This is a genomic window from Rhodococcus koreensis (genome assembly GCF_900105905.1).
In the GTDB taxonomy this organism is placed as follows: domain Bacteria; phylum Actinomycetota; class Actinomycetes; order Mycobacteriales; family Mycobacteriaceae; genus Rhodococcus_F; species Rhodococcus_F koreensis.
This window is the reverse complement of sequence record NZ_FNSV01000001.1, coordinates 143,621-162,608: the sequence shown is the minus strand read 5'-3', so window position 1 is coordinate 162,608 and position 18,988 is coordinate 143,621. Positions and strand designations below refer to the sequence as shown.

General features: G+C 64.2%; 16 protein-coding genes. 11 read left to right on the top strand and 5 right to left on the bottom strand.

Annotation, left to right across the window (positions count from 1 at the left end; translation table 11 throughout):
- The first annotated feature begins 298 nt into the window (after window positions 1-298).
- Both BLV94_RS00700 and BLV94_RS00695 read left to right on the top strand, forming a co-directional pair.
- Window positions 299-649 carry an AMP-binding enzyme gene (locus BLV94_RS00700; RefSeq protein WP_072948768.1) on the top strand — a complete coding sequence of 117 codons (351 nt, stop codon included), beginning with the start codon at window positions 299-301 and terminating at the stop codon, window positions 647-649.
- Between the two features lie 22 nt (window positions 650-671).
- Entirely contained in the window at window positions 672-1,862 is a 1,191-nt protein-coding gene (locus BLV94_RS00695) for an acyl-CoA dehydrogenase family protein (RefSeq protein ID WP_072948766.1), read from the top strand.
- Between the two features lie 710 nt (window positions 1,863-2,572).
- Here BLV94_RS00695 and BLV94_RS00690 read toward each other — a convergent pair.
- The 4 genes from BLV94_RS00690 to BLV94_RS00675 form a co-directional block, all read right to left on the bottom strand.
- Entirely contained in the window at window positions 2,573-3,625 is a 1,053-nt protein-coding gene (locus tag BLV94_RS00690; RefSeq protein WP_371851608.1) for an alpha/beta hydrolase, read from the bottom strand.
- A 348-nt stretch (window positions 3,626-3,973) separates the two neighbouring features.
- The gene (locus BLV94_RS00685) at window positions 3,974-4,291 is read right to left on the bottom strand and encodes a hypothetical protein (protein ID WP_072948764.1); all 318 of its coding nucleotides are present in this window, start codon (window positions 4,289-4,291) and stop codon (window positions 3,974-3,976) included.
- Between the two features lie 125 nt (window positions 4,292-4,416).
- On the bottom strand, window positions 4,417-5,094 hold the full coding sequence (locus tag BLV94_RS00680; RefSeq protein ID WP_072948762.1) for a GntR family transcriptional regulator: 678 nt from the start codon (window positions 5,092-5,094) through the stop codon (window positions 4,417-4,419).
- Between the two features lie 51 nt (window positions 5,095-5,145).
- On the bottom strand, window positions 5,146-6,315 hold the full coding sequence (locus BLV94_RS00675; protein ID WP_072948761.1) for a CaiB/BaiF CoA transferase family protein: 1,170 nt from the start codon (window positions 6,313-6,315) through the stop codon (window positions 5,146-5,148).
- Between the two features lie 281 nt (window positions 6,316-6,596).
- Here BLV94_RS00675 and BLV94_RS00670 point away from each other — a divergent pair, with 281 nt between their 5' ends.
- From BLV94_RS00670 to BLV94_RS00655, 4 genes are all read left to right on the top strand, one after another.
- Window positions 6,597-7,301, top strand: coding sequence for a GntR family transcriptional regulator (locus BLV94_RS00670; protein WP_074933449.1), 705 nt, complete (start codon window positions 6,597-6,599; stop codon window positions 7,299-7,301).
- 583 nt (window positions 7,302-7,884) lie between these two features.
- Complete coding sequence (locus tag BLV94_RS00665; RefSeq protein ID WP_072950091.1) at window positions 7,885-8,355, top strand: MaoC family dehydratase; 471 nt, start codon at window positions 7,885-7,887, stop codon at window positions 8,353-8,355.
- Window positions 8,356-8,386: 31 nt separating this feature from the next.
- Window positions 8,387-10,330, top strand: a complete 1,944-nt coding sequence (locus BLV94_RS00660) for an AMP-binding protein (protein WP_072950093.1) — start codon at window positions 8,387-8,389, stop codon at window positions 10,328-10,330.
- Window positions 10,331-10,343: 13 nt separating this feature from the next.
- Window positions 10,344-11,507 (top strand): acyl-CoA dehydrogenase family protein, encoded by a 1,164-nt coding sequence (locus BLV94_RS00655; protein WP_072950095.1) that lies wholly within the window; start codon window positions 10,344-10,346, stop codon window positions 11,505-11,507.
- Between the two features lie 308 nt (window positions 11,508-11,815).
- Here the strand turns inward: BLV94_RS00655 and BLV94_RS00650 are convergent, their stop codons facing one another.
- The gene (locus BLV94_RS00650; protein WP_072950149.1) at window positions 11,816-12,547 is read right to left on the bottom strand and encodes a GntR family transcriptional regulator; all 732 of its coding nucleotides are present in this window, start codon (window positions 12,545-12,547) and stop codon (window positions 11,816-11,818) included.
- A 349-nt stretch (window positions 12,548-12,896) separates the two neighbouring features.
- Here BLV94_RS00650 and BLV94_RS00645 point away from each other — a divergent pair, with 349 nt between their 5' ends.
- The 5 genes from BLV94_RS00645 to BLV94_RS00625 all read left to right on the top strand — a co-directional run bounded on the left by BLV94_RS00645 (window position 12,897) and on the right by BLV94_RS00625 (window position 18,756).
- Window positions 12,897-14,060 carry a CaiB/BaiF CoA transferase family protein gene (locus BLV94_RS00645; RefSeq protein ID WP_072950097.1) on the top strand — a complete coding sequence of 388 codons (1,164 nt, stop codon included), beginning with the start codon at window positions 12,897-12,899 and terminating at the stop codon, window positions 14,058-14,060.
- The gene (locus BLV94_RS00640) at window positions 14,057-14,848 is read left to right on the top strand and encodes an enoyl-CoA hydratase/isomerase family protein (protein ID WP_072950100.1); all 792 of its coding nucleotides are present in this window, start codon (window positions 14,057-14,059) and stop codon (window positions 14,846-14,848) included. The genes BLV94_RS00645 and BLV94_RS00640 overlap by 4 nt, the downstream gene beginning before the upstream one ends.
- On the top strand, window positions 14,845-16,020 hold the full coding sequence (locus BLV94_RS00635; RefSeq protein WP_072950102.1) for a CaiB/BaiF CoA transferase family protein: 1,176 nt from the start codon (window positions 14,845-14,847) through the stop codon (window positions 16,018-16,020). The genes BLV94_RS00640 and BLV94_RS00635 overlap by 4 nt, the downstream gene beginning before the upstream one ends.
- Before the next feature lie 44 nt (window positions 16,021-16,064).
- Complete coding sequence (locus tag BLV94_RS00630) at window positions 16,065-16,961, top strand: HpcH/HpaI aldolase/citrate lyase family protein (protein ID WP_072950104.1); 897 nt, start codon at window positions 16,065-16,067, stop codon at window positions 16,959-16,961.
- 409 nt (window positions 16,962-17,370) lie between these two features.
- Complete coding sequence (locus tag BLV94_RS00625; protein WP_072950106.1) at window positions 17,371-18,756, top strand: MFS transporter; 1,386 nt, start codon at window positions 17,371-17,373, stop codon at window positions 18,754-18,756.
- Window positions 18,757-18,988 lie beyond the last annotated feature (232 nt).

The following is an 18,988-nucleotide window of genomic DNA, read 5'->3' as shown; positions in this document are numbered from 1 at the left end:
CCGCCGCCGATGATCAGTCGCTGGATGTTTCTTGAAGTTCTAGGCACTCACTTCACGTCCAGCCATGACGTGGAATATCCGGCAACCGGACGTCCGTGTCAAGTGCACGCGTATTAGCGAAATACGTTGGCCTGAAGTTGGTTACGATTCATAGGGAGAGGGCAACCGTCGGTTTCCTTCAGCGTCTTTGACCACGTTGGTCCGAGGGACTTCAATAGGTGTCAGCGTCCGGAGGAATTGTCCGGGGCATATTCGCGAACAATGAAGTTTCCCGGCGAGGTGGAACTCGATATTCGACATGGTTGGCAGACCCGAGGACGCACTCCTCTACAAGGGCTACACCGTCGATCCGCACGAATTGGAACAGCTGTTGCTGTCGCGACGAGGCATTCTCGATGTCGTGGTGGTCGGCCGTTCCGTTCCCGGGGTCGGGGAGATGCCTGTCGCATTCGTGGTGGCGGAAGCCACGGCTCGCATCACCGCCGAGGAACTGATCGAGTTCGTGGCGGCCACGGTGCCGCCGTACAAGAAGGTGCGCGAGGTGGTCTTCGTCGACGAGTTGCCCCCGTCCCCACGGGGTGCGGTCCTGCGGTCCGCGTTGCGCGACCGTCTGAACGACGTGCACGCCGAGCAGCGTACGGAGAAATGATGAATACGGGACAGGTGGAACAATGACACGACTGGCGCAGACCGCCGGGCTCACGGACACCCAGGGCGAGATCGTCTCGGCGGTTCGAGAGTTCGTGGACAAGGCGATCATTCCGCAGGCGCAGGAGCTCGAACATTCCGACTCGTACCCGACGGCGATCGTCGAGCAGATGAAGGAGATGGGCCTGTTCGGGCTCACCATCCCCGAGGAGTACGGCGGAATCGGGGAATCCCTCCTCACCTATGCACTGTGCGTCGAGGAGATCGCGCGGGGCTGGATGAGCGTGTCCGGGGTCATCAACACCCATTTCATCGTGGCACACATGATCGCCAATCACGGCACACCCGAACAGAAGGCCCACTACCTGCCGCGCATGGCGACAGGTGAAGTGCGCGGCGCGTTCTCGATGTCCGAGCCCGAACTGGGTTCCGACGTCGCCGCCATCCGGACCAAGGCGGCCCGGGCAGCGGACGGCAACTACGTGATCGACGGCCAGAAGATGTGGCTGACCAACGGCGGGTCGTCGACGCTGGTGGCGGTGCTGGTCCGCACCGAGGAGGGTGCGGCGAAGCCCCACGACAACCTCACCGCGTTCCTCATCGAGAAGCCCGCCGGGTTCGGCGAGGTGCTGCCCGGGCTCACGATCCCCGGGAAGATCGACAAGATGGGCTACAAGGGCATCGACACCACCGAGATGGTGTTCAGCGGCTACCAGGCCGCGGCAGAGACGATCCTCGGCGGCGACCCGGGCCGCGGCTTCCGGCAGATGATGGACGGCGTCGAGGTCGGCCGCGTCAACGTCGCCGCCCGCGCGTGCGGGATCGCACAGCGCGCGTTCGAACTCGGCGTGAAATATGCGAAGACTCGGGAGACGTTCGGTTCGCCGATCGCCGAACACCAGGCGATCGCCTTCCGGATCGCGGAGATGGCGACCAAGGTCGAGGCGGCACACCTGATGATGGTGAATGCGGCGCGGCTCAAGGACTCCGGAGAACGCAACGACGTCGCGGCCGGGATGGCCAAGTACCTGGCGAGCGAGTTCTGCTCGGAGGTGACGCAGGACAGCTTCCGGATCCACGGCGGCTACGGCTATTCCAAGGAATACGAGATCGAACGCCTCATGAGGGAGGCACCGTTCCTCCTCATCGGTGAGGGCACCAGCGACATTCAGAAACAGATCATCAGCCGCGGGCTGCTGCGTTCGTACAACTGATGTGGCCGTGTCGTTCCATGTGACAGGAAGAGGCGGCCCCGGGATGCTCAGTTTCCGGGGCCGCTTCTGTATCGGTCGACAGTGGATGTCAGCAGTGGGATCGGTATGTCGAATCACGCGACACGATGGTGGGACTGATGTGCGCCGGATGGTTGTCGACTGGTGCGACGCCTGCGACCATCGTGGGTTGCCCGCGCACCTGTCGGTCCTCGCGCCTCGCCAACCGCGCCGCGGCCACCACGACCCTGCGGCGCCTGATTGCCACGGCCAACACCATCCGTGCGGCCTACAGGCATCAGTCGCCGGGCGCGCCGAAGTCGGTCCGACAGTCACGACGATGACGCGGCGATGATCTCGACGGTGTGCTGCTCAACGACGCCCGGTCGGAACGCCTCCCGAGGGTGTCGGCTATTGCCGTGCAGCGAATCCCGATAGCAGGGTGGGCAAGAGGGTTGTTCGGCCGCCGCGCCGCCCTCATCGTCGCCCTGGCCACCGCCGGCACCGGCGTTCGCGGTCGGCGATCTTGCTCCAGCGTTTCGAAGCAGGGCTATCGAAGCGGGTCAGCGAAATTGGCCGTAGCTCACTACCAGCGAGCATTGTGCATCGGGCGGAGCGCTGAGTATCTCCAGGTAACCGATGGGACCAGGTCAGCGCTCCTTCCCGCGATGCGGGACCCCGCAGTAGCGACAAAAGCCTGCCGCTACTGATGTTCAGAGGTTCTTGTTGAAAAAGGGGATGAGCTTGTCAAGTGCCTTGGATACCGGCTCTGGCTTGTCGTACAAGTCGTAGTGCGACCATCCGTGGACGACGACGAGTTCCTTGTTATCCGAGGCTGCGCGGCGGATGATTTCGTGACCGGTGCGGTAGGCACCGAAGGCTCCGGGCTTGTCGCCGACCACAACCATCAAAGGTTGGGTGAGCAGGACCTCGGCCCGGTTGAAAGCGTCCCAGCCGACGGCGGTCGCCTGGTGGGAGAACAGGGAGCGGTTGAGACCGTTCGGTTTTTGCCCGCGCGGCGTGCGGTAGTACTCAGTTGCCTCGAAGAGATCGATCTCCGTCAAGCCACGTTCGGTGGCGTCCTGAGGTGAGGAGGGAAGCACGTCGTCGACACGTAGATCGGCGCCACGTGCCTCAGCAGTTCGCTGGGCGGCCATGGCTTCCAAGGCGGCGATCGGCGCGTAGTCGCTGAACGCTTCATTCATCAACCATCCGTAGTTCACACCGGTGACAGTGCCGACGGCTTTGAGGCGGCGCTCGGTCATGGTGGCATTGATGGCGTAGCCGCCACCCCCGCAGATGCCGAGCACACCAATGCGATTCTCATCAACGTAAGGCAGTGTGACAAGGTAGTCGACGACGTAGCTGAAGTCCTGGACCCGGAAAGTTGGATCCTCGATGAAGCGTGGTTCCCCACCGCTGGCACCCTGGAAACTTGCGTCGAACGCGATCACCACGAAACCTGCGTCGGCCAGCGCGGTGCCGTAAACGTTGCCAGCGGTCTGTTCCTTGCAGCTGCCGATGGGGTGCGCGCTAATGATGGCGGGGTACTTTGCCGACTTGTCGAACCCGGGCGGGAAGTAGATATCCGCCGCGATGTCCCAGCTCAGAGCCTTCACGCTGACGTGCTCAATGTTCTCAGAAGTCATGTCCTCAAATCCCTTTATCGTGTTCCACAGTTCAATTTGCAAGCTGTGTGTGACTGTGAGTGCAATTTGGCGGCTGCGCAGGGGTAACCAGTCGCAGTCATATGCATTGGTAGCCACAACTATTGTGTCCCGCCCGGGCAGTCGCATCCAGGGGACAGTTCTTCCTAGATTTACTCGCCCTAGTCCTAGTCCTAGTCCTAGTCTGTGCGCATCTGATCGGGAAGGCGCCCCTTTGTACAAGCGGCCCCGACCCGGCGGGCCGCGACTCCATCGATCAAGCTGCGCCGGTCTCGGACATCGCCGTGAATTGGACCGGGGCCCACCACGACCGAGGCATCGCCGCCCACCGGTACCTGGAAGAGGTCGCCGACGGCCGTCCTACCCGACCTACTGGCGATCCTTGACCGTTCCGGCGGCTAGTGCGGCGTGGGGCAAGTTGTTTGACGAACAAGTTGTCGCGAGACACTAGACGATCCGGTCACACCCAATGACGTGCGGGTCGCCGACTCGGCGGGGGTGCGGGTATACGCTCGCTAAAATGCGTATCTCGTCTTGGGCACAGTTCGATTCAGGGATGACCTGCCACAATCGCTCGATGAACCGGCGCATTGTCATTCCGAAGTGCACAAGGATTTCCTCCTCGGTGGCGCCCCCGAACGGTGCCCATTTGCTGGCGAACTCAATGAGGAGCTCCGCCTCGGTGTCAGGATGGTTGCGTTTGCGGTTGGCTTCGATCCAGGCGCGACGCCTTTGGCGCCACTGGCGATACTCACGAGAGTTCATGGGAATTCACACATCCGATAGTCGGGACAGCCGAAGCCTCCGAGGTTTGAGGCCCTCGCCGCAGCGACGGAAATGCGCGTAGTGCCATTCGCTCTCGACTGTCAAAATACTCATGCCACGCCGCACTAGCGGGTGTCAGCCCACAAGCCACGCAGCTCGAGTTCTGAGATCAAGTGATCGGCTCCGTCGAGGATATGGGCTTCCATGAGAGCTCTCGCTTTCTTGGAGGCGCGTTTACTCAAGGCGTCGAGTATGAGAGGATGGTCGACCTGTGTGGTCGAAATGTGGCCGTCGACGGTGGCATATAAGCGGTTTGGCAGGTTCGTGACAACCGAGTCCAACAGTCGGGCGAGCCGCGGTGAGTCCGCGGCGATGTTGATCTTGCGGTGAAAGGAGTGGCCCCGTGAGGCGATTTCACCACCGTCGCGCCGTGCTATTGCGTCCTGATGTTCATCGAGACTCATTCTCAGCTCTTCAATCTGGTCACGGGTGATGCGCGTGGCGGCTCGCGATGCAAGCTCGCCGGCCAGCTGGGCCTGTGCCCAGAAGAGATCGCGGACGTCTTGCCGGGTGACGGGAAGCACGAGGAACCCACGTCGAGGGACCGTTTCCACGAATCCTTCGCTGCGGAGTGTGAGGAGTCCTTCTCGGACGGGCGTGGCGCTTACGCCGAAGGCGGCGGCCAGTGGTTCTATTCGGAGGAATTCACCGGCTCGTACTTGCCCGGAAATAATCATTTCGCGTACCTGTGTGGCGACTTCCTCGGGAAGTTGTTGTTTTGTGGAGTTGGGGGTCTGCAGCATTGTCGCACGCACCTTCCGGAGTCTTGGACCATTGGGCATCGCGGGACGGCCTTAGGGTGCGAACAGCACACCGTCGCGAAGCAACTTGTCGATCGTTGGTTCGTCATACACCTCAGCGGCAACCGCGCGCGTGTGTTCGCCCACGCGAGGCGTGGAGCCGGCGCGGCTCGGGCGTGCACCGTCAAATCGCCATGGAGCGCGGAGCAGCGCCGGCCCCTCGTCCTGCGGTTCGAGAAGTTCGAGGAACTCAGTTTGCGGGTGCGTGGCGAACTCGGACATGCCGAGCACGGGCGCGAACGGGACATCGGCATCGGTAAGGATTTTTTCCCACTGGTCCGCTGTCCGGGTGAGGAACTCGGCCTTCACGACAGATACCAGTTCCGAATAGTGCTGGACCCGGGATGGGTAGTTCGAGAAACGGGGATCGTCGAGTAAGTCCGGACGTCCTATGGCGTCGGTGAGTGAACGCCAGAATTTCTGTGAAGATGACAGGTGGATGGCGATCACACCCTCGGAGCCGGTGTGGAGGCAGAAGTTCTGGGCCTGGGGATGGCGGGATTGCCGGTGTGGGTCGGCCCCGTCGTCGTACATCTGGGTCAGGGCGTCGACGGTCAGTGCACTGACCGCCTCGAGCATCGAGGTTTCGATTCGCGGCGCCGACCCGGTCTTCGATCGTGCGACGAGCGCGGCGAGGACGCCGGTTGCGCCGACAAATCCGGTGATGAGATCGGCGATACACGTGCCCGAGAGTTGGGGTTCACCGGCGTCGCCCATCACGGTGTACATCCCTCCCAGGGCTTGTCCGATCGTGTCGTAGGCGGCGCGATCAATCAGGGGGCCACCGTTGCCGAATCCCGTGACGGAGGTGTACACGAGGTCGGGGTTGGCCTCACGGCACGGGCCGGGGCCCAAGCCAAGTGCAGCGAGTTTGCCGGGCCGGATGTTTTCGATCAGGACATCGAACTTCGGCAGGAGGGCTCGAACCAGGTCCACGCCCTCAGGTCGTTTGACGTCCACCGCGATGCTCTTCTTCCCGGCGTTGTACTGAACGAAGTAGGGGCTGCGATGATCGAGGTCCCGCCGGAAGTCGTCACCGCCCTGCGGCTTCTCGACCTTCACGACCTCAGCTCCCAGTGCACACAGGATCGAAGTGCTGTAGGGGGCGGAGATGTAACCACCGATCTCAAGGATTCGTACGTGTTGCAAAGGTTTCGGACTCATCGAGTACCTCGTTCTGGAAAGGATGCGCCATCCTGGGCCCGCTGTATCGGCTCGCCGGCGGAAGTGGAATCTGGTTCATATATTACGCATCATAGTGTTTGTTGGCTAGGTCTAAGCGCCGGCTGTTCCAATAGGAGCGTGCGTTGAGAGCTGAATGTCGCCCGAACGGGGCGAAGATTCTCGTGGTGCCGGTGTCCACAAGCGGGTGTGTCGATATCGCATATCATGCGGGAAGTGGAGTAAGGTGCGGGTGGACGAAACGACCTGGTTGGGAGCTCAAGATGATGGTGGACGCACGGGCGCACGGTGCGCGCAACGCCAATCGACAGCAGGGTTTGCCTGAGCAGGTGGCCAGCTACGTGCGTGAACGGATCTTCTCGGGCGAGGTCAAGCCGGGTGAGTTTCTGCGCATGGAGCCGATCTGTGAAGCGGTCGGAGTCAGCAACACCCCCGTTCGGGAGGGTATGCAGCTGTTGCGAAGCGAGGGCTTTGTGCAGATGGTGCCTCGGCGTGGGTTCATCGTCGCCTCGTTTACCAGGCGAGACATCCGCGACCTGTTCTGGGCGCAGGCCCAGCTCGCTGGTGAGCTTGCGGCACGGGCGGCCTCGAACATCAGCTCGGAGCAGTTGGCAAGGCTCGACCAGATCATGGCGGAGAACAAGGAGGCCGTCGCAGCTGGTGACAGCCAGCGGGTCACCGATTTGGGTCATGAGTTCCATCGTCAGATCAACCATGCCGCCGATTCGCACCGACTGGCGCTGTTGCTGGGGTCGGTGGTCAAGCACCTTCCGAACCGTTTCTACGCGACGATCGAGCAGCAGGTAGACGCCACGGTGAACGAACATCCGCAGCTGGTGGAGGCCTTGCGGACCCGGAATACCCGCGCGGCCAGATCGATGATGAAGAAGCACATCGCCACCACCGCTGATCATTTGATCGCGAAGCTCGAAGAACAAGGCATGTGGAGCGACGACACCGCTAAGTAGCGGCGAAATAGTTCGACAGCGCCGAATTTGCGCACTTGACGTACCTCCCAAGGCCGGACTCGGTGTAACTCGGCGCGCTTATTTCTCTACGTCTTGCCGTTTTTCTGATAGCGGCTACATCTGTTGCGTTGCCAGCGGCAGAGTCGCTGGTTTCGACGAGCTCTTGGGGGCCCTAGCGCTTACGTTGCACCCGCTGTGTGGGCTCTGTGATGTCGGCTATTTTGGCGAGTCGACGTGCCGACAGTGCCGGTGAGGCTCACGGTACCGGAGCTCACGCAGGCTCCCTGCTGACGCGTGTTCAGCGGGGATTCCCCATGCGCCAGTTCTGTTCTCCGTGGGTGCAGGCCTTGGGGTGAAGCTGGCTAGATCCGATTGGATCGAATCCATCGCGCATCCGCGGACCGGATCGTCGGTTGTTGAAGACGACCATCATCAGCTGAACAGGCAGGGCGGGCCTACCCGCATCAAGATTTCTCGCTGACTGCAGGTCCGGCGTCTCATTGACACACATCATATATTGTGTAACATGCGATATCACGTGAACTTGTTCTGGCGGGAATCCCGCCGAATCGAAAGGACCCCCATGCCTGGTTTGTACTTTGAAGAATTCGAGCCGGGTGCGATCATCGATCACCCGACGCGGCGCACCGTGACGGAGACGGACAACATTCTGTTCAGCACGATGACGTTGAATCTGGCACCGCTGCATCTGGACGCCGAGTACAGCAAGGACTCGATCTACGGGCAGCGCCTGGTCAACAGCCTGTTCATCCTCGGTCTGGTGTCGGGTATCTCGGTGCCCGAGACCACCCAGGGCACCACGTTGGGCAACCTCGGCTATGAGGACGTCAAGTTCCCCAAGCCCGTTTTTCACGGTGACACCATCCGTGTCCGCACCGAGATCCTCGACAAGCGGGAATCGAAGAGCCGCAACGACTCCGGCGTCGTTCAGTTCCGTCATTATGGCATCAACCAGCGCGACGAGGTCGTGTGTGAGTGCCGCCGCGCCGGGTTGATGCTCAAGCGCACCGCGACCGAATCGGTCAACGCCTAACCGGTTGCAGGCGTTTCGAGAAGGAGCGGGTATGACGAAGAGTCAGCAGGATGACACCGCGCAGTACGCGTGGGTGCCGAGTGAGTCGGTCGTCGAGCGCAGCCGGTTGCTGACGGCGATGCGGCGCTGGGGGTACGAGAGCATCGAGGAGTTGAACCGGTCGGCGGTTGCCGACCCGGAGCGCTTCTGGCGCGCCGTCGTCGACGATCTGGAGATCACCTTCGACGCACCGTTCGAGAAGGTCCGTGACGAGTCCGACGGCAAACCCTTCCCGCGGTGGTTCACCGGCGGGCACCTCAATGTCGCGAACCTGTGCGCACACCGGCACGCTGTCGGCCAACTCGTGGACAAGACGGCGGTGATCTACGAGGGGGACAGTGGGCAACGGCGGAAATTGACCTACGCCGAGCTCGATCGTGCGGTGCGCAGGTTCGCGGCGAACCTGACCCAGCTCGGTGTGGTGCGCGGGGATCGGGTGGTGCTGTTCGTCCCCGCGGTCCCCGAGGCCGTGGTTGCGTTCCTGGCGATCGCGATGATCGGCGCGATCTCGGTGCCGACATTCACCGGGTACGCACCGGATGCGCTGGCCACCCGGCTGCAGGACTCCGAGGCGGTCATGTTGATCACCGCGGACGGCACGACCCGCCGCGGCAAGGCGGTGCCGATGAAGGAGACCGCGGATCAGGCGCTCGAATCGGCGCCGTCGGTCCGCACCGTCGTCGTCCTCCGCCACCTCGGCACCGATGTCGCAATGCACGCGGGCCGCGACGTCTACTTCGACGACCTGGACCCGAATCCAGCACCGGTGGAGACGGCGGCGACCGAGGCGAACGACCCGCTCACCATCGTCTACACCTCCGGCACCACGGGTCGCCCGAAGGGCATCGTGCACTCGCACGGCGGTTTCGGGGTGAAGGCGGCGGTGGACTTCGCCTATGGCTTCGATGTCCACGCCGACGACGTGGTCTCCTGGATCACCGACCTCGGCTGGCTGGTCGGTCCACTGTTGATGACCGGCCCACTGCAGCTCGGTGCCACCATCGTGATGATCGAGGGCCTGCCCACCTACCCGACCATCGACCGGATGTGGGAGATCGTCGAACGCAACGGTGTCACCATTCAGGGCATCGCCCCGACGGCGGCCCGCGCGCTGATGGCGGGCGGGGACGGGGCGGCGCGGGAGATGCCGACGCTGCGCTCCTTCGTCTCCACCGGCGAGGCGTGGGACGAGCCCACCTGGTGGTGGCTGTTCCAGCAGGTCGGGCGGTCCCGCCGACCGATCATCAACTACAGCGGCGGCACCGAGGTCGGCGGCGGCATCGTCATCGGGTACCCGTTCCTGCCCACTGCGGCCGCGGCGTTCAACGGGGCGCTGCCCGGCGTCGCCGCCGCCGTGCTCGGGGAGGACGGTGCGCCGCTTGTCGGCGAGGTGGGGGAGCTGGCCGTGCGGAACACGTTCCCGGGCATGACTCATGCGTTCTGGCGCGACCGTGACCGGTACCTCGAAACGTATTGGAAGCGGTGGGACGAGGTGTGGGTGCATGGTGACCTCGCCAGCATCGACGAGAAGGGGGTGTGGCGGATCCACGGCCGCTCGGATGACACGATCAAACTGTCGGGTCGTCGAGTGGGGCCGGCGGAGATCGAGGCGGCGCTGCTGCGGGATCCGCGGATCGGCGAGGTCGCGGTCATCGGGGTACCGGACGAGCTGCGAGGTCAGCGGGCCGTCGCGTTCGCCGTTCTCCGCCCTCACGCGGTTGCCGATCTCGACGATCTACAGGCAACCGCCCTGGCCAACGCCGGCAAATCCTTCGCCCCGACCGTCCACACGGTCGCGACCCTGCCGAAGACGAAGAACGGCAAGATCATGCGCCGCGCCATCCGGGCGCGGTTCCTCGGGGACCCGGTCGGGGACATGTCGTCACTCGACCCGGCGACACCACTCGAAGACATCCCCGTATCCACGGGTTCATAGAAAAGGACAACCGATGAGTGAGACCGACCAGAGCAACGTCGAAGTCGTTCGCGAGGCAACCCGCGCGCTGGCACGGAAGTTCGACAACAACTACTGGCTCGACAAGGACAACAAGCACGAGTACCCCTGGGAATTCGTGAAGGCCTTCGCCGCCGGCGGCTGGCTGGGCGCGATGATCCCGGAAGAGTACGGCGGCATCGGCCTGGGCCTCAAGGAGGCCGCCGTGATGATGGGCGAGATCTCCGCATCGGGCGCCGGCATGAGCGGCGGTTCGGCGGTCCACTTCTACGTCTTCCCGCCGGCACCGATCGTGCGCTACGGCTCGGAAGAGATGAAGCGCGAGTACCTGCCGAAGCTCGCCAGCGGCGAAATGCTCATGGCCTTCGGTGTCACCGAGCCCACCGCCGGCGTCGACACCTCCCGCATCAAGACCAAGGCCACCAAGATCAACGGCGGCTGGGTGATCAACGGCCAGAAGGTATTCATCACCAACGCCAAGAACGCGCAGCGCATCCTCCTGCTCGCACGCACCTCACCGCGACGCGACGACAAGCCACTGCACGGCATGACCCTGTTCTTCGCGGAAATGGATCCCGAGCGGATCACCATCCGCGAGATCGACAAGCTCGGCCGCGCCGCGATCGACACCAACGAGCTGTTCATCGACAACCTCGAGGTCGCCGACCACGAGGTTGTCGGAGAGGTCGACAAGGGCTTCTACTACCTGCTCGACGGCTTGAATCCGGAACGCATCTGCGTCGCGATGGAGGGCATCGGCCTCGGCCGCGCCGCCCTCGACCTGGCGACGAACTACGCCAACGAACGCATCGTTTTCGACCGCCCGATCGGCAAGAACCAGGCCGTCGCACATCCCCTGGCAGATTCGTGGATCCGGCTCGAGGCCGCCGAAGGCATGGCCATGAAGGCGGCCGACCTGTTCGACGCCCAGCAGCCCTGCGGCGCCGAAGCGGCCGCGGCCAAGTACCTCGGCGCCGAGGCGGGGTTCGACGCGTGCGATCGGGCCTTCTCCACCTTCGGTGGCTACGCGTACGCGAAGGAGTACCACATCGAGCGGCTGTGGCGGGAGGTGCGGCTGCTGCGCAACGCCCCGTTCTCGCAAGAAATGGTCCGCAACTACATCTCACAGCAGGTGCTGGGGCTTCCCCGCTCCTACTGATATCCGACTCCCACGGTCCTACTGAACCAACAGGGGACCGCGGGCCAGGCCGCCGGCCGCGGCGAGTGAAAGCCGCGGCCGGGGGCATCCACGACAAAGCTCACGGCGAGAGCGAGAGCGAGACGCGCGGACGTGCTGGGGCTGAGCGTGTCGTGCGTCAGTGGCGATGCTGATGTGCCGACCGTGCGTCCACATGGTGCGACAGGGCAATGGGCCAGCCGCCTCGAGGCTCAGTAGCGGGACCCGGTTCGCTTTCTTCATGTCGCGATGTTCCGGGACGGATCGACTGCCTGATCCGCACCGGTCTCTCAGCCCGCGTTCGCCTCGGAGTCCGTTTCCCAAAGCCCGCGCTGCTCGAGTTCCTCGATCAGGTGATCCGCGCCGTCCAATATGTGCGATTCCATGAGGGTCTTGGCCTTTTTGCCGCTGTGCTTCCGTAAGGCCTCGAGTAGGAGCGGGTGCTCCTCCTGCGTTGTGGTGAGGTGGCCCTCAATGGTGGCATAGAAACGGTTCGGAAGGTTCGTGACGATCGAGCCGAGGAGGCGGGCGAGGCGCGGAGAGCCCGCAGCCAAGTTGATCTTGCGGTGGAACGCATGACCCCATGAGGCAATACCGTCTTTGTCGCCCTGAGCGATCGCGGCCTGGTGGGCTTCGAGGATTGCCTCGAGCTCGGCGATCTGCTGGGGGGTGATGTTCTTGGCCGCCCGGGTGGCGAGTTCACCGGCGAGCTGGGCCTGTGCCCAAAACAGGTCCTGTACGTCTTGCTTGGTGAACGGGGCCACCATGAAGCCGCGTCGAGGGACCATCTCGACGAATCCCTCGCTTCGGAGCGCAAGCAGACCCTCGCGGACGGGCGTAGTGCTGACCCCGACGGCTTCGGCAATGCGCTCGATCCGGAGGAAATCACCCGCCCGCACCTCGCCGGAGATGATCATCTCACGAACGTACGAGGCCACTTCGTCGGGAAGTTGCTGTCGTCTTGACCTGTCACTCAGGGGCATCGTACCTTCGCACCTTTCCCGGATTATAAGACTCGACATAATATACATTCGCCCGCCCAGGGGCTCGGCGCCCGCACCGGGCCAGCAGAACCGCGACGGCCCTGAGTTCTCCGGATTGCCGGCGCCCGTCACCGGTTAGCCGCGGATCGTCAGTCAACGCCTTCTTGTGACGTGACCGCATTCACGGCTGCCCTTTCGGCGCATTTTCGACCACTCCCTCCGTGGACTCCGCCCGGATGTTTTGAGACTATCTTCCTGCCGCACAATATATTGTGTAATATGCGTAAAAGCACGGTCAAATTCTGGGGAACCCCACTGGCCTCGGCCGATGGCCGCAGCGTGACAGCGATGTGATTGGGCGGTACCCATTGAGCGAAAGAGTTGCGATATGAGCGGACCACTCGGCGGCGTCCGGGTTCTGGTGTTGTCCGGTATGGGCCCGGTGCCATATGTGTCGATGTTGTTGGCTGACATGGGTGCGCAGGTGGTGCGTGTGGTGCGGCCTGCTCACCGGATGGCGCGAGCGTTAGCGCAGACCGATGGTCTGCGCGACGAGTACGACGTGGCTAACCGCGGCGTCGAGACGACAGCTCTGGACCTCAAGGACCCGCGCGGTGTGGAGACAGCCCAGCGGTTGGCCGCGGCCGCAGATGTCTTTATCGAGGGCTACCGCCCGGGCGTCGTCGAGAGGCTGGGTTTGGGGCCCGCGGTGGTGCTCGGCCACAATCCGGCGATCGTCTACGCGCGGTTGACTGGCTACGGGCAGTGCGGCCCCCGTGCTCAGGAAGCGGGGCACGACATCAACTATGTCGCCCAATCGGGCGCGTTACATGCGTTGGCGCGGAGTGGGGAACGCCCTCGTCCGCCAATCAACCTGCTCGGTGACTACGCGGGTGGCGGAGCCATCGGGGCGTTCGGAATCGTATGCGCCCTACTGGAAGCAACGAAGTCGGGACGGGGACAGGTCGTGGATGTCGCCATGGTCGATGGTGTTGCCCTGCTGACCGCGAAGCTGCAGGGACTGCGGGCGGCCGGACTGTTCTCCGATGAGCCGGGCACCAACTGGATCGACTCGGGAGCACCGTTCTACGACACCTACCGGTGCGCGGACGGCCGCTACCTCGCGGTTGGTGCACTCGAACCTGACTTCTACCGCGAGTTCCTCGCCGGCCTCGGGGCGGATACCACCCGCTGGCCCGACCAGAATGACCGCGCTCGGTGGCCACACTTGCGGGAACTCATCGCGGCGACGATCGTCGGGCGGACCCGCGACGAGTGGGAGTCCGTCTATGCCGGCACCGACGCGTGCGTGAGCGCGGTCCTGAGCTTCGACGAGGCCGCCGCGGCCCCGCACAACGCCGAACGCGGGCTGTACCAGCGGGTCGGTGGGGTACTGCAACCGGCGCCGGCACCCCGATTGGCCCGTACGCCCGCTCGCCGACCATCGGTGCCGCGAACCGACCAGGTCGCGGCCGCCGATCTGCTCGACGCCTGGGCGGCTCCCGACCTCCAATCGAACAATCTCCTCGAGGAATTAGAGGTACAGCAATGAAGACGTACGACGAGTTCCCGACCCTGGCGATCGACCGGCCCTCGGACGGATTGCTGCGGATCGTGCTCGACGGACCTGACCTGCACGCGGTCGGTGCGGACATGCACCGTGAGTTGGCGGATGTGTGGGCAGCGATCGCCCGGGACGAGTCGGTGCGGGCGGTGCTGATCCGCGGCGCCGGCGACCGCGCCTTCTCCGCCGGCGGCAGCTTCGACCTCATCGATGCGATGGTCAAGGACTTCGACACCCGCACCCGCGTCATGGCCGAGGCCCGCGATCTGGTCCGCAACATCATCGAATGCCCGGCCCCGATCGTCTCCGCCATCAACGGCCCCGCGGTCGGGGCCGGACTGGTCGCCGCCCTGTTGGCGGATGTGTCGGTGGCCGGTCGGCGCGCGAAGATCGTCGACGGGCACGTGCGGATCGGGGTGGCAGCCGGCGATCACGCTGCGATCTGCTGGCCGCTGCTGTGTGGGATGGCCAAGGCCAAGTATCACCTGCTCACCAACGAGGTCCTCACCGGCGAGGAGGCCGAACGGATCGGGATGGTCTCGGTCTGTGTGGACGACGAGAAGGTGCAGGACCGCGCCCTACAGATCGCCGAGAACCTCGCGCGCGGATCGCGCAGCGCGTTGCGGTTCACCAAGCACGCCCTGAACAACTGGTACCGGCAGGCGATGCCGATCTTCGACGCCTCCCTCGGTTTTGAGTTCTACGGGTTCGGTGGTCCGGATGTGGCCGAGGGTATCGCCTCGCACCGCGACAAGCGTGAGCCGAGGTTCACGTGAGCGGGCCGCTGGACGGGATCACCGTCCTCGCGCTCGAGCAGGCCATCGCCGCACCGCTGTGCACCCGGCACCTGGCCGACTTGGGTGCCCGGGTGATCAAGGTCGAGCAACCCGGTACCGGGGACTCGACCCGCCACTACGACCGAACCGTACGCGGGCTGGCCGCCCACTTCGTCTGGCTCAACCACGGCAAACAGTCGGCGGCACTCGACCTTACGGCGCCCGCCGACCACGACCTGCTGCACGACCTGCTCGAACGGGCGGATGTGATCGTCAGCAACCTCGCTCCGGGCGCATTGGACCGGCTCGGTCTCGGCGTGGACGACCTGGCCCAGCGGTATCCCCGCCTGATCATCGTCGACATCTCCGGGTACGGGCGCGGTGGACCGCTCGATCACAAGCGGGCCTACGACCTGCTCATTCAGGCCGAGGCCGGGTCCTGCACCATCACCGGGCTACCCGGGCAGCCGGCGAAACCGGGGATCCCGATCGCCGACATCGGAACCGCACTGTATGCGTACTCGGCCATCCTGGCCGCACTGTACGAGCGGGAGCGGACCGGACGCGGGGCGGTCATCCCGATCGCGATGCTCGACGTGGTCGCGGAGATGATGGGTTTCGCCCTCAACCAGGTGATCCACGGCGGCGTCGAACCCGAACCGGTCGGGATGGGCTCACCGATGGTCGCCCCGTACGGGGCGTACCCGACCGCCGACGGCCTCACGGTGGTGCTCGGCACCACCAGCGACCGGGAATGGCGTCGCCTGGCAACCGACCTCCTGCACCGTCCGGACCTCGCCGCCGACCCGCGGTACGCGCACAACGCGGACCGGGTCCGGGAGCGCACCGCACTCGACGAGATCGTCGGCGTCTGGTGCGCGCAGCGCACCCTGGCCGAGATCCAGCAGGCCGCCGATGCGGCCGGGATCGGCAACGCCCGGCTCAACGGGGTCCAGGGCCTCGTCGAGCACCCGCAACTGGCCGCCCGCGGCCGGTGGCGCGATATCGACACCCCGGTCGGCCCGGTGCCCGCCCTGTTGCCGCCCGGCCTCGCACAGGGGTGGACGGTGGCAGCCGGCCGGGTCCCGGCGTTGGGCGCAGACACCGACGCCATCCGGACGGAGTTCGCGAGTACTGCACCGAACGCCGCGGACATCGGTGTGCGGCCGTAATCGCAAGGTTCGACACACGATTTCACACACGTTGGGAGAAAACCATGAGACCGCTTCGTTCGTTGTTGTTCGTGCCCGGGCATCGGGAGGGGTGGGCCGAGAAGGCCATCGCCGCCGGTGCCGACGGCCTGATTATCGACCTCGAGGACTCCGTGCCCGAGCACCTGAAGGATCAGGGACGCGCCACGGCCGCTCGGACCATCGTGCGGTTGCGGGAGGCCGGCGCGGATGTCGGACTGTATGTGCGGCTGAACGCACTGGACACCGGGATCACCGGCGACGACATCGCCGCCGTGGCACTGCCGGGACTCGACGGTTTCGTGTTGCCGAAAACCTTCGGTCCCGATGACATCGTCCGGTTCGACGCGCTGGTCACCCATTTCGAGCGGGCCAACGGCGTGGACGCCGGGAAACTGGAGTTCATCTGCTGCCTCGAGACCGCGGAGGCGTATGCGAACTGCGAGAAGATCGCCGTCGCCTCCCCTCGGGTGGCGACCCTGTTCGCCGGGACCGCGCGCGACGCGGACGTGTCCAGATCCGTCGGGTTCCAGTTCACCCCATCCGGTCAGGAGACCCTGTATCTGCGCAGCCGCGCCCTGCTCGCCGCCCGCGCCAACGGTCTCGAGTTCCCGTTGGTCGGTGTCTGGCAGGACCTCACCGACCACGACGGCGCACGCAACTTCTCCGAACGCAACCGCGAACTCGGATTCCGCGGTCAGGTGTTGATCCATCCCTCGCACATCGCCCTCGCCAACGAGGTGTTCAGCCCGTCCGACGCCGAAATCGCCTTCTACTCGGGCATGATCGAAGCCTTCGATGACGCCGAAGCCCAAGGGCTGGCCGCCGTCCGGTACGAAGACATGCACGTCGACTACGCCCACATCAAAACGGCCCGCGAGATCCTCGCCTACGCACACAGCCTGAGCCGAGTGACCGACTGACCCGACGTGATATCCGAGCCGGGTGGTGCTGATATCCGGCTCGGCCTTGCCAGCCAGATTCGACGAATCTCGATCTTGGAGCAATCGCGGCCGTTATCCGAGACTTCTGCTTTCGAGGGCCTCCGCATGCTGCGGGGGCCCTGGAAGTCGTCGCCCTGATGTGCGTCAGGCCAGGAGCTCCGCGGGCATCGGCAGCGAGATCTCGCACCTCGGAGGCTGAGACTCCCTCTATTTCCATTCCGGGAGGTCGGTATTGCGCCGATTCATCGCCTTGACCGACTTTTGCAAAAGCAATGCAGGTCAACCTGTTTCGATTCCATTGCAGGTGTGGTCGATGAAAGCGAAGAGAAGCTCATCAACGTTGACACCGCATCATATATAACGCATAGTGCTGTCAGTCACACGTTGCATGGAAGAGAAGAGGCTCGACGTGACCCAGTCACCAACACCACCCACCGCTGCCGGTACTCCGCCAGGTCCGAAGCCGAAGTCCGTCGGCCCCGCCGTGGTGGTCGGCACCGCTCTCGAATTTTTCGACTTCTACCTCTACGCCTCGATGGCCGCATTGGTGTTCGGCCCGATCTTCTTCCCGTCGGAGAGTTCAGCGGTGAGCACGCTCGCCGCGTTCTCCACGTTCGCGGTGGGATTCCTGGTTCGCCCCCTCGGCGGCATCGTGTTCGGAATCCTGGGCGACAAGATCGGGCGGAAGGCGGTGCTGACGTTCACCCTCCTGCTCATGGGCGTGGCGACTGGCCTCATTGGGTTGATCCCGTCTTACGAGACGATCGGAATCGCTGCACCGATCCTGCTGATCGTGTTCCGTCTCCTTCAGGGATTCGGTGCAGGTGCTGAGTTCGGTAGTGCAGTCGCCATGTCCTACGAGCACGCCGACAGCAAGTCGCGCGGTCGGCAGGGAGCATGGCCGGCGCTGGGGGTCAACATCGGTCTGTTGGCTTCCTCCCTGGCGGTGACGGCCGTGACGAGCCTCAGCGACGAGGCTCTGCACAGTTGGGGGTGGCGAGTACCGTTCCTGTTCAGCTTCATCCTGGTCGGCCTGGGCTACTGGATGCGCCGAAACCTGCCCGAAACACCCGAATTCGAACAGCTTGCAGCCGACGCCCAGACGCGGAAGAAGGTGCAACCACTCCGCAACCTGCTCAAGAATCATTGGCGCGGACTGACCGTCGTCGCGGTTTCCACCATCGGGCTCAACAGCATCAGCTACATCTTCAAGACGTTCTCACTGTCGTATCTCGCCGAGTTCCGCGATGTCGCCGCCAATGTCGGAGCGTTCGGCATCAGCCTGGCCAGCGCCGTCGCGATCGTCATCGTCCCGTTGGCTGGACGGTTCTGTGACGCCGCCGGTGCCCGCCGGGTCATGCTGATCGGCGCCGGTGGCATCGCCGTCCTCGCGTTCCCGTTCTTCTGGCTCCTCGACACCGATCGCCCGATCTACATCTGGGCGGCGCTGATCTTGACTGTCGGCATCGTCCAACCCACACTGCTGGCAGCGTCCGGTTCCTTTCTTGCCCAGCAGTTCCCGGCTGATGTACGCACGTCCGGTCTAGGCGCCGGGCGAGAAGTCAGCGGCGCCTTCGCCGGCGGCCTCGCTCCGCTTGCGGCACTGACAATGGTCACCCTCTCGCCTACCCACTCCACGTGGGGAGTTTCCATCATCTTCGTCGCGGGCGCCGTCTTCATTGCCGGCTCTGCTCTCGGCGACCAGTACCGCAATGTCGCGAACGGCGACCGCATCGACGATCCACAGCAACGACAGCACGCAACCACCCCGTAACAAGCAAACCGGGCGCAACGCTCCCCATTGCCCGCTGCGGACCCGACCGGGTCCGCAGCGGGCATGCAGCCGCGCACGAAGGTGTCGAGCACGGTGTATGAATCTCGTCCGGCCGGGACAGCGGCGATCGCAATCGAACAGGTGTCAGCGTCCGTAGATGGCCACGTGGCACCCGGCATTCGGTTCTCGAGATTGGTGGGAGCTTGCTTGGTGCGAGGTCGGGCTGTCGCAA

Bases quoted from the DNA above. Each gene is read 5' to 3' on its own strand.
- BLV94_RS00675 (WP_072948761.1), bottom strand. From the start codon at position 6,315: ATGAGTCCGAAACCTTTGCAACACGTACGAATCCTTGAGATCGGTGGT.
- BLV94_RS00655 (WP_072950095.1), top strand. From the start codon at position 10,344: ATGAGTGAGACCGACCAGAGCAACGTCGAAGTCGTTCGCGAGGCAACC.
- BLV94_RS00685 (WP_072948764.1), bottom strand. From the start codon at position 4,291: ATGAACTCTCGTGAGTATCGCCAGTGGCGCCAAAGGCGTCGCGCCTGG.
- BLV94_RS00670 (WP_074933449.1), top strand. From the start codon at position 6,597: ATGATGGTGGACGCACGGGCGCACGGTGCGCGCAACGCCAATCGACAG.
- BLV94_RS00665 (WP_072950091.1), top strand. From the start codon at position 7,885: ATGCCTGGTTTGTACTTTGAAGAATTCGAGCCGGGTGCGATCATCGAT.
- BLV94_RS00640 (WP_072950100.1), top strand. From the start codon at position 14,057: ATGAAGACGTACGACGAGTTCCCGACCCTGGCGATCGACCGGCCCTCG.
- BLV94_RS00660 (WP_072950093.1), top strand. From the start codon at position 8,387: ATGACGAAGAGTCAGCAGGATGACACCGCGCAGTACGCGTGGGTGCCG.
- BLV94_RS00650 (WP_072950149.1), bottom strand. From the start codon at position 12,547: ATGTCGAGTCTTATAATCCGGGAAAGGTGCGAAGGTACGATGCCCCTG.
- BLV94_RS00625 (WP_072950106.1), top strand. From the start codon at position 17,371: ATGGAAGAGAAGAGGCTCGACGTGACCCAGTCACCAACACCACCCACC.
- BLV94_RS00680 (WP_072948762.1), bottom strand. From the start codon at position 5,094: ATGCTGCAGACCCCCAACTCCACAAAACAACAACTTCCCGAGGAAGTC.
- BLV94_RS00695 (WP_072948766.1), top strand. From the start codon at position 672: ATGACACGACTGGCGCAGACCGCCGGGCTCACGGACACCCAGGGCGAG.
- BLV94_RS00630 (WP_072950104.1), top strand. From the start codon at position 16,065: ATGAGACCGCTTCGTTCGTTGTTGTTCGTGCCCGGGCATCGGGAGGGG.
- BLV94_RS00645 (WP_072950097.1), top strand. From the start codon at position 12,897: ATGAGCGGACCACTCGGCGGCGTCCGGGTTCTGGTGTTGTCCGGTATG.
- BLV94_RS00700 (WP_072948768.1), top strand. From the start codon at position 299: ATGGTTGGCAGACCCGAGGACGCACTCCTCTACAAGGGCTACACCGTC.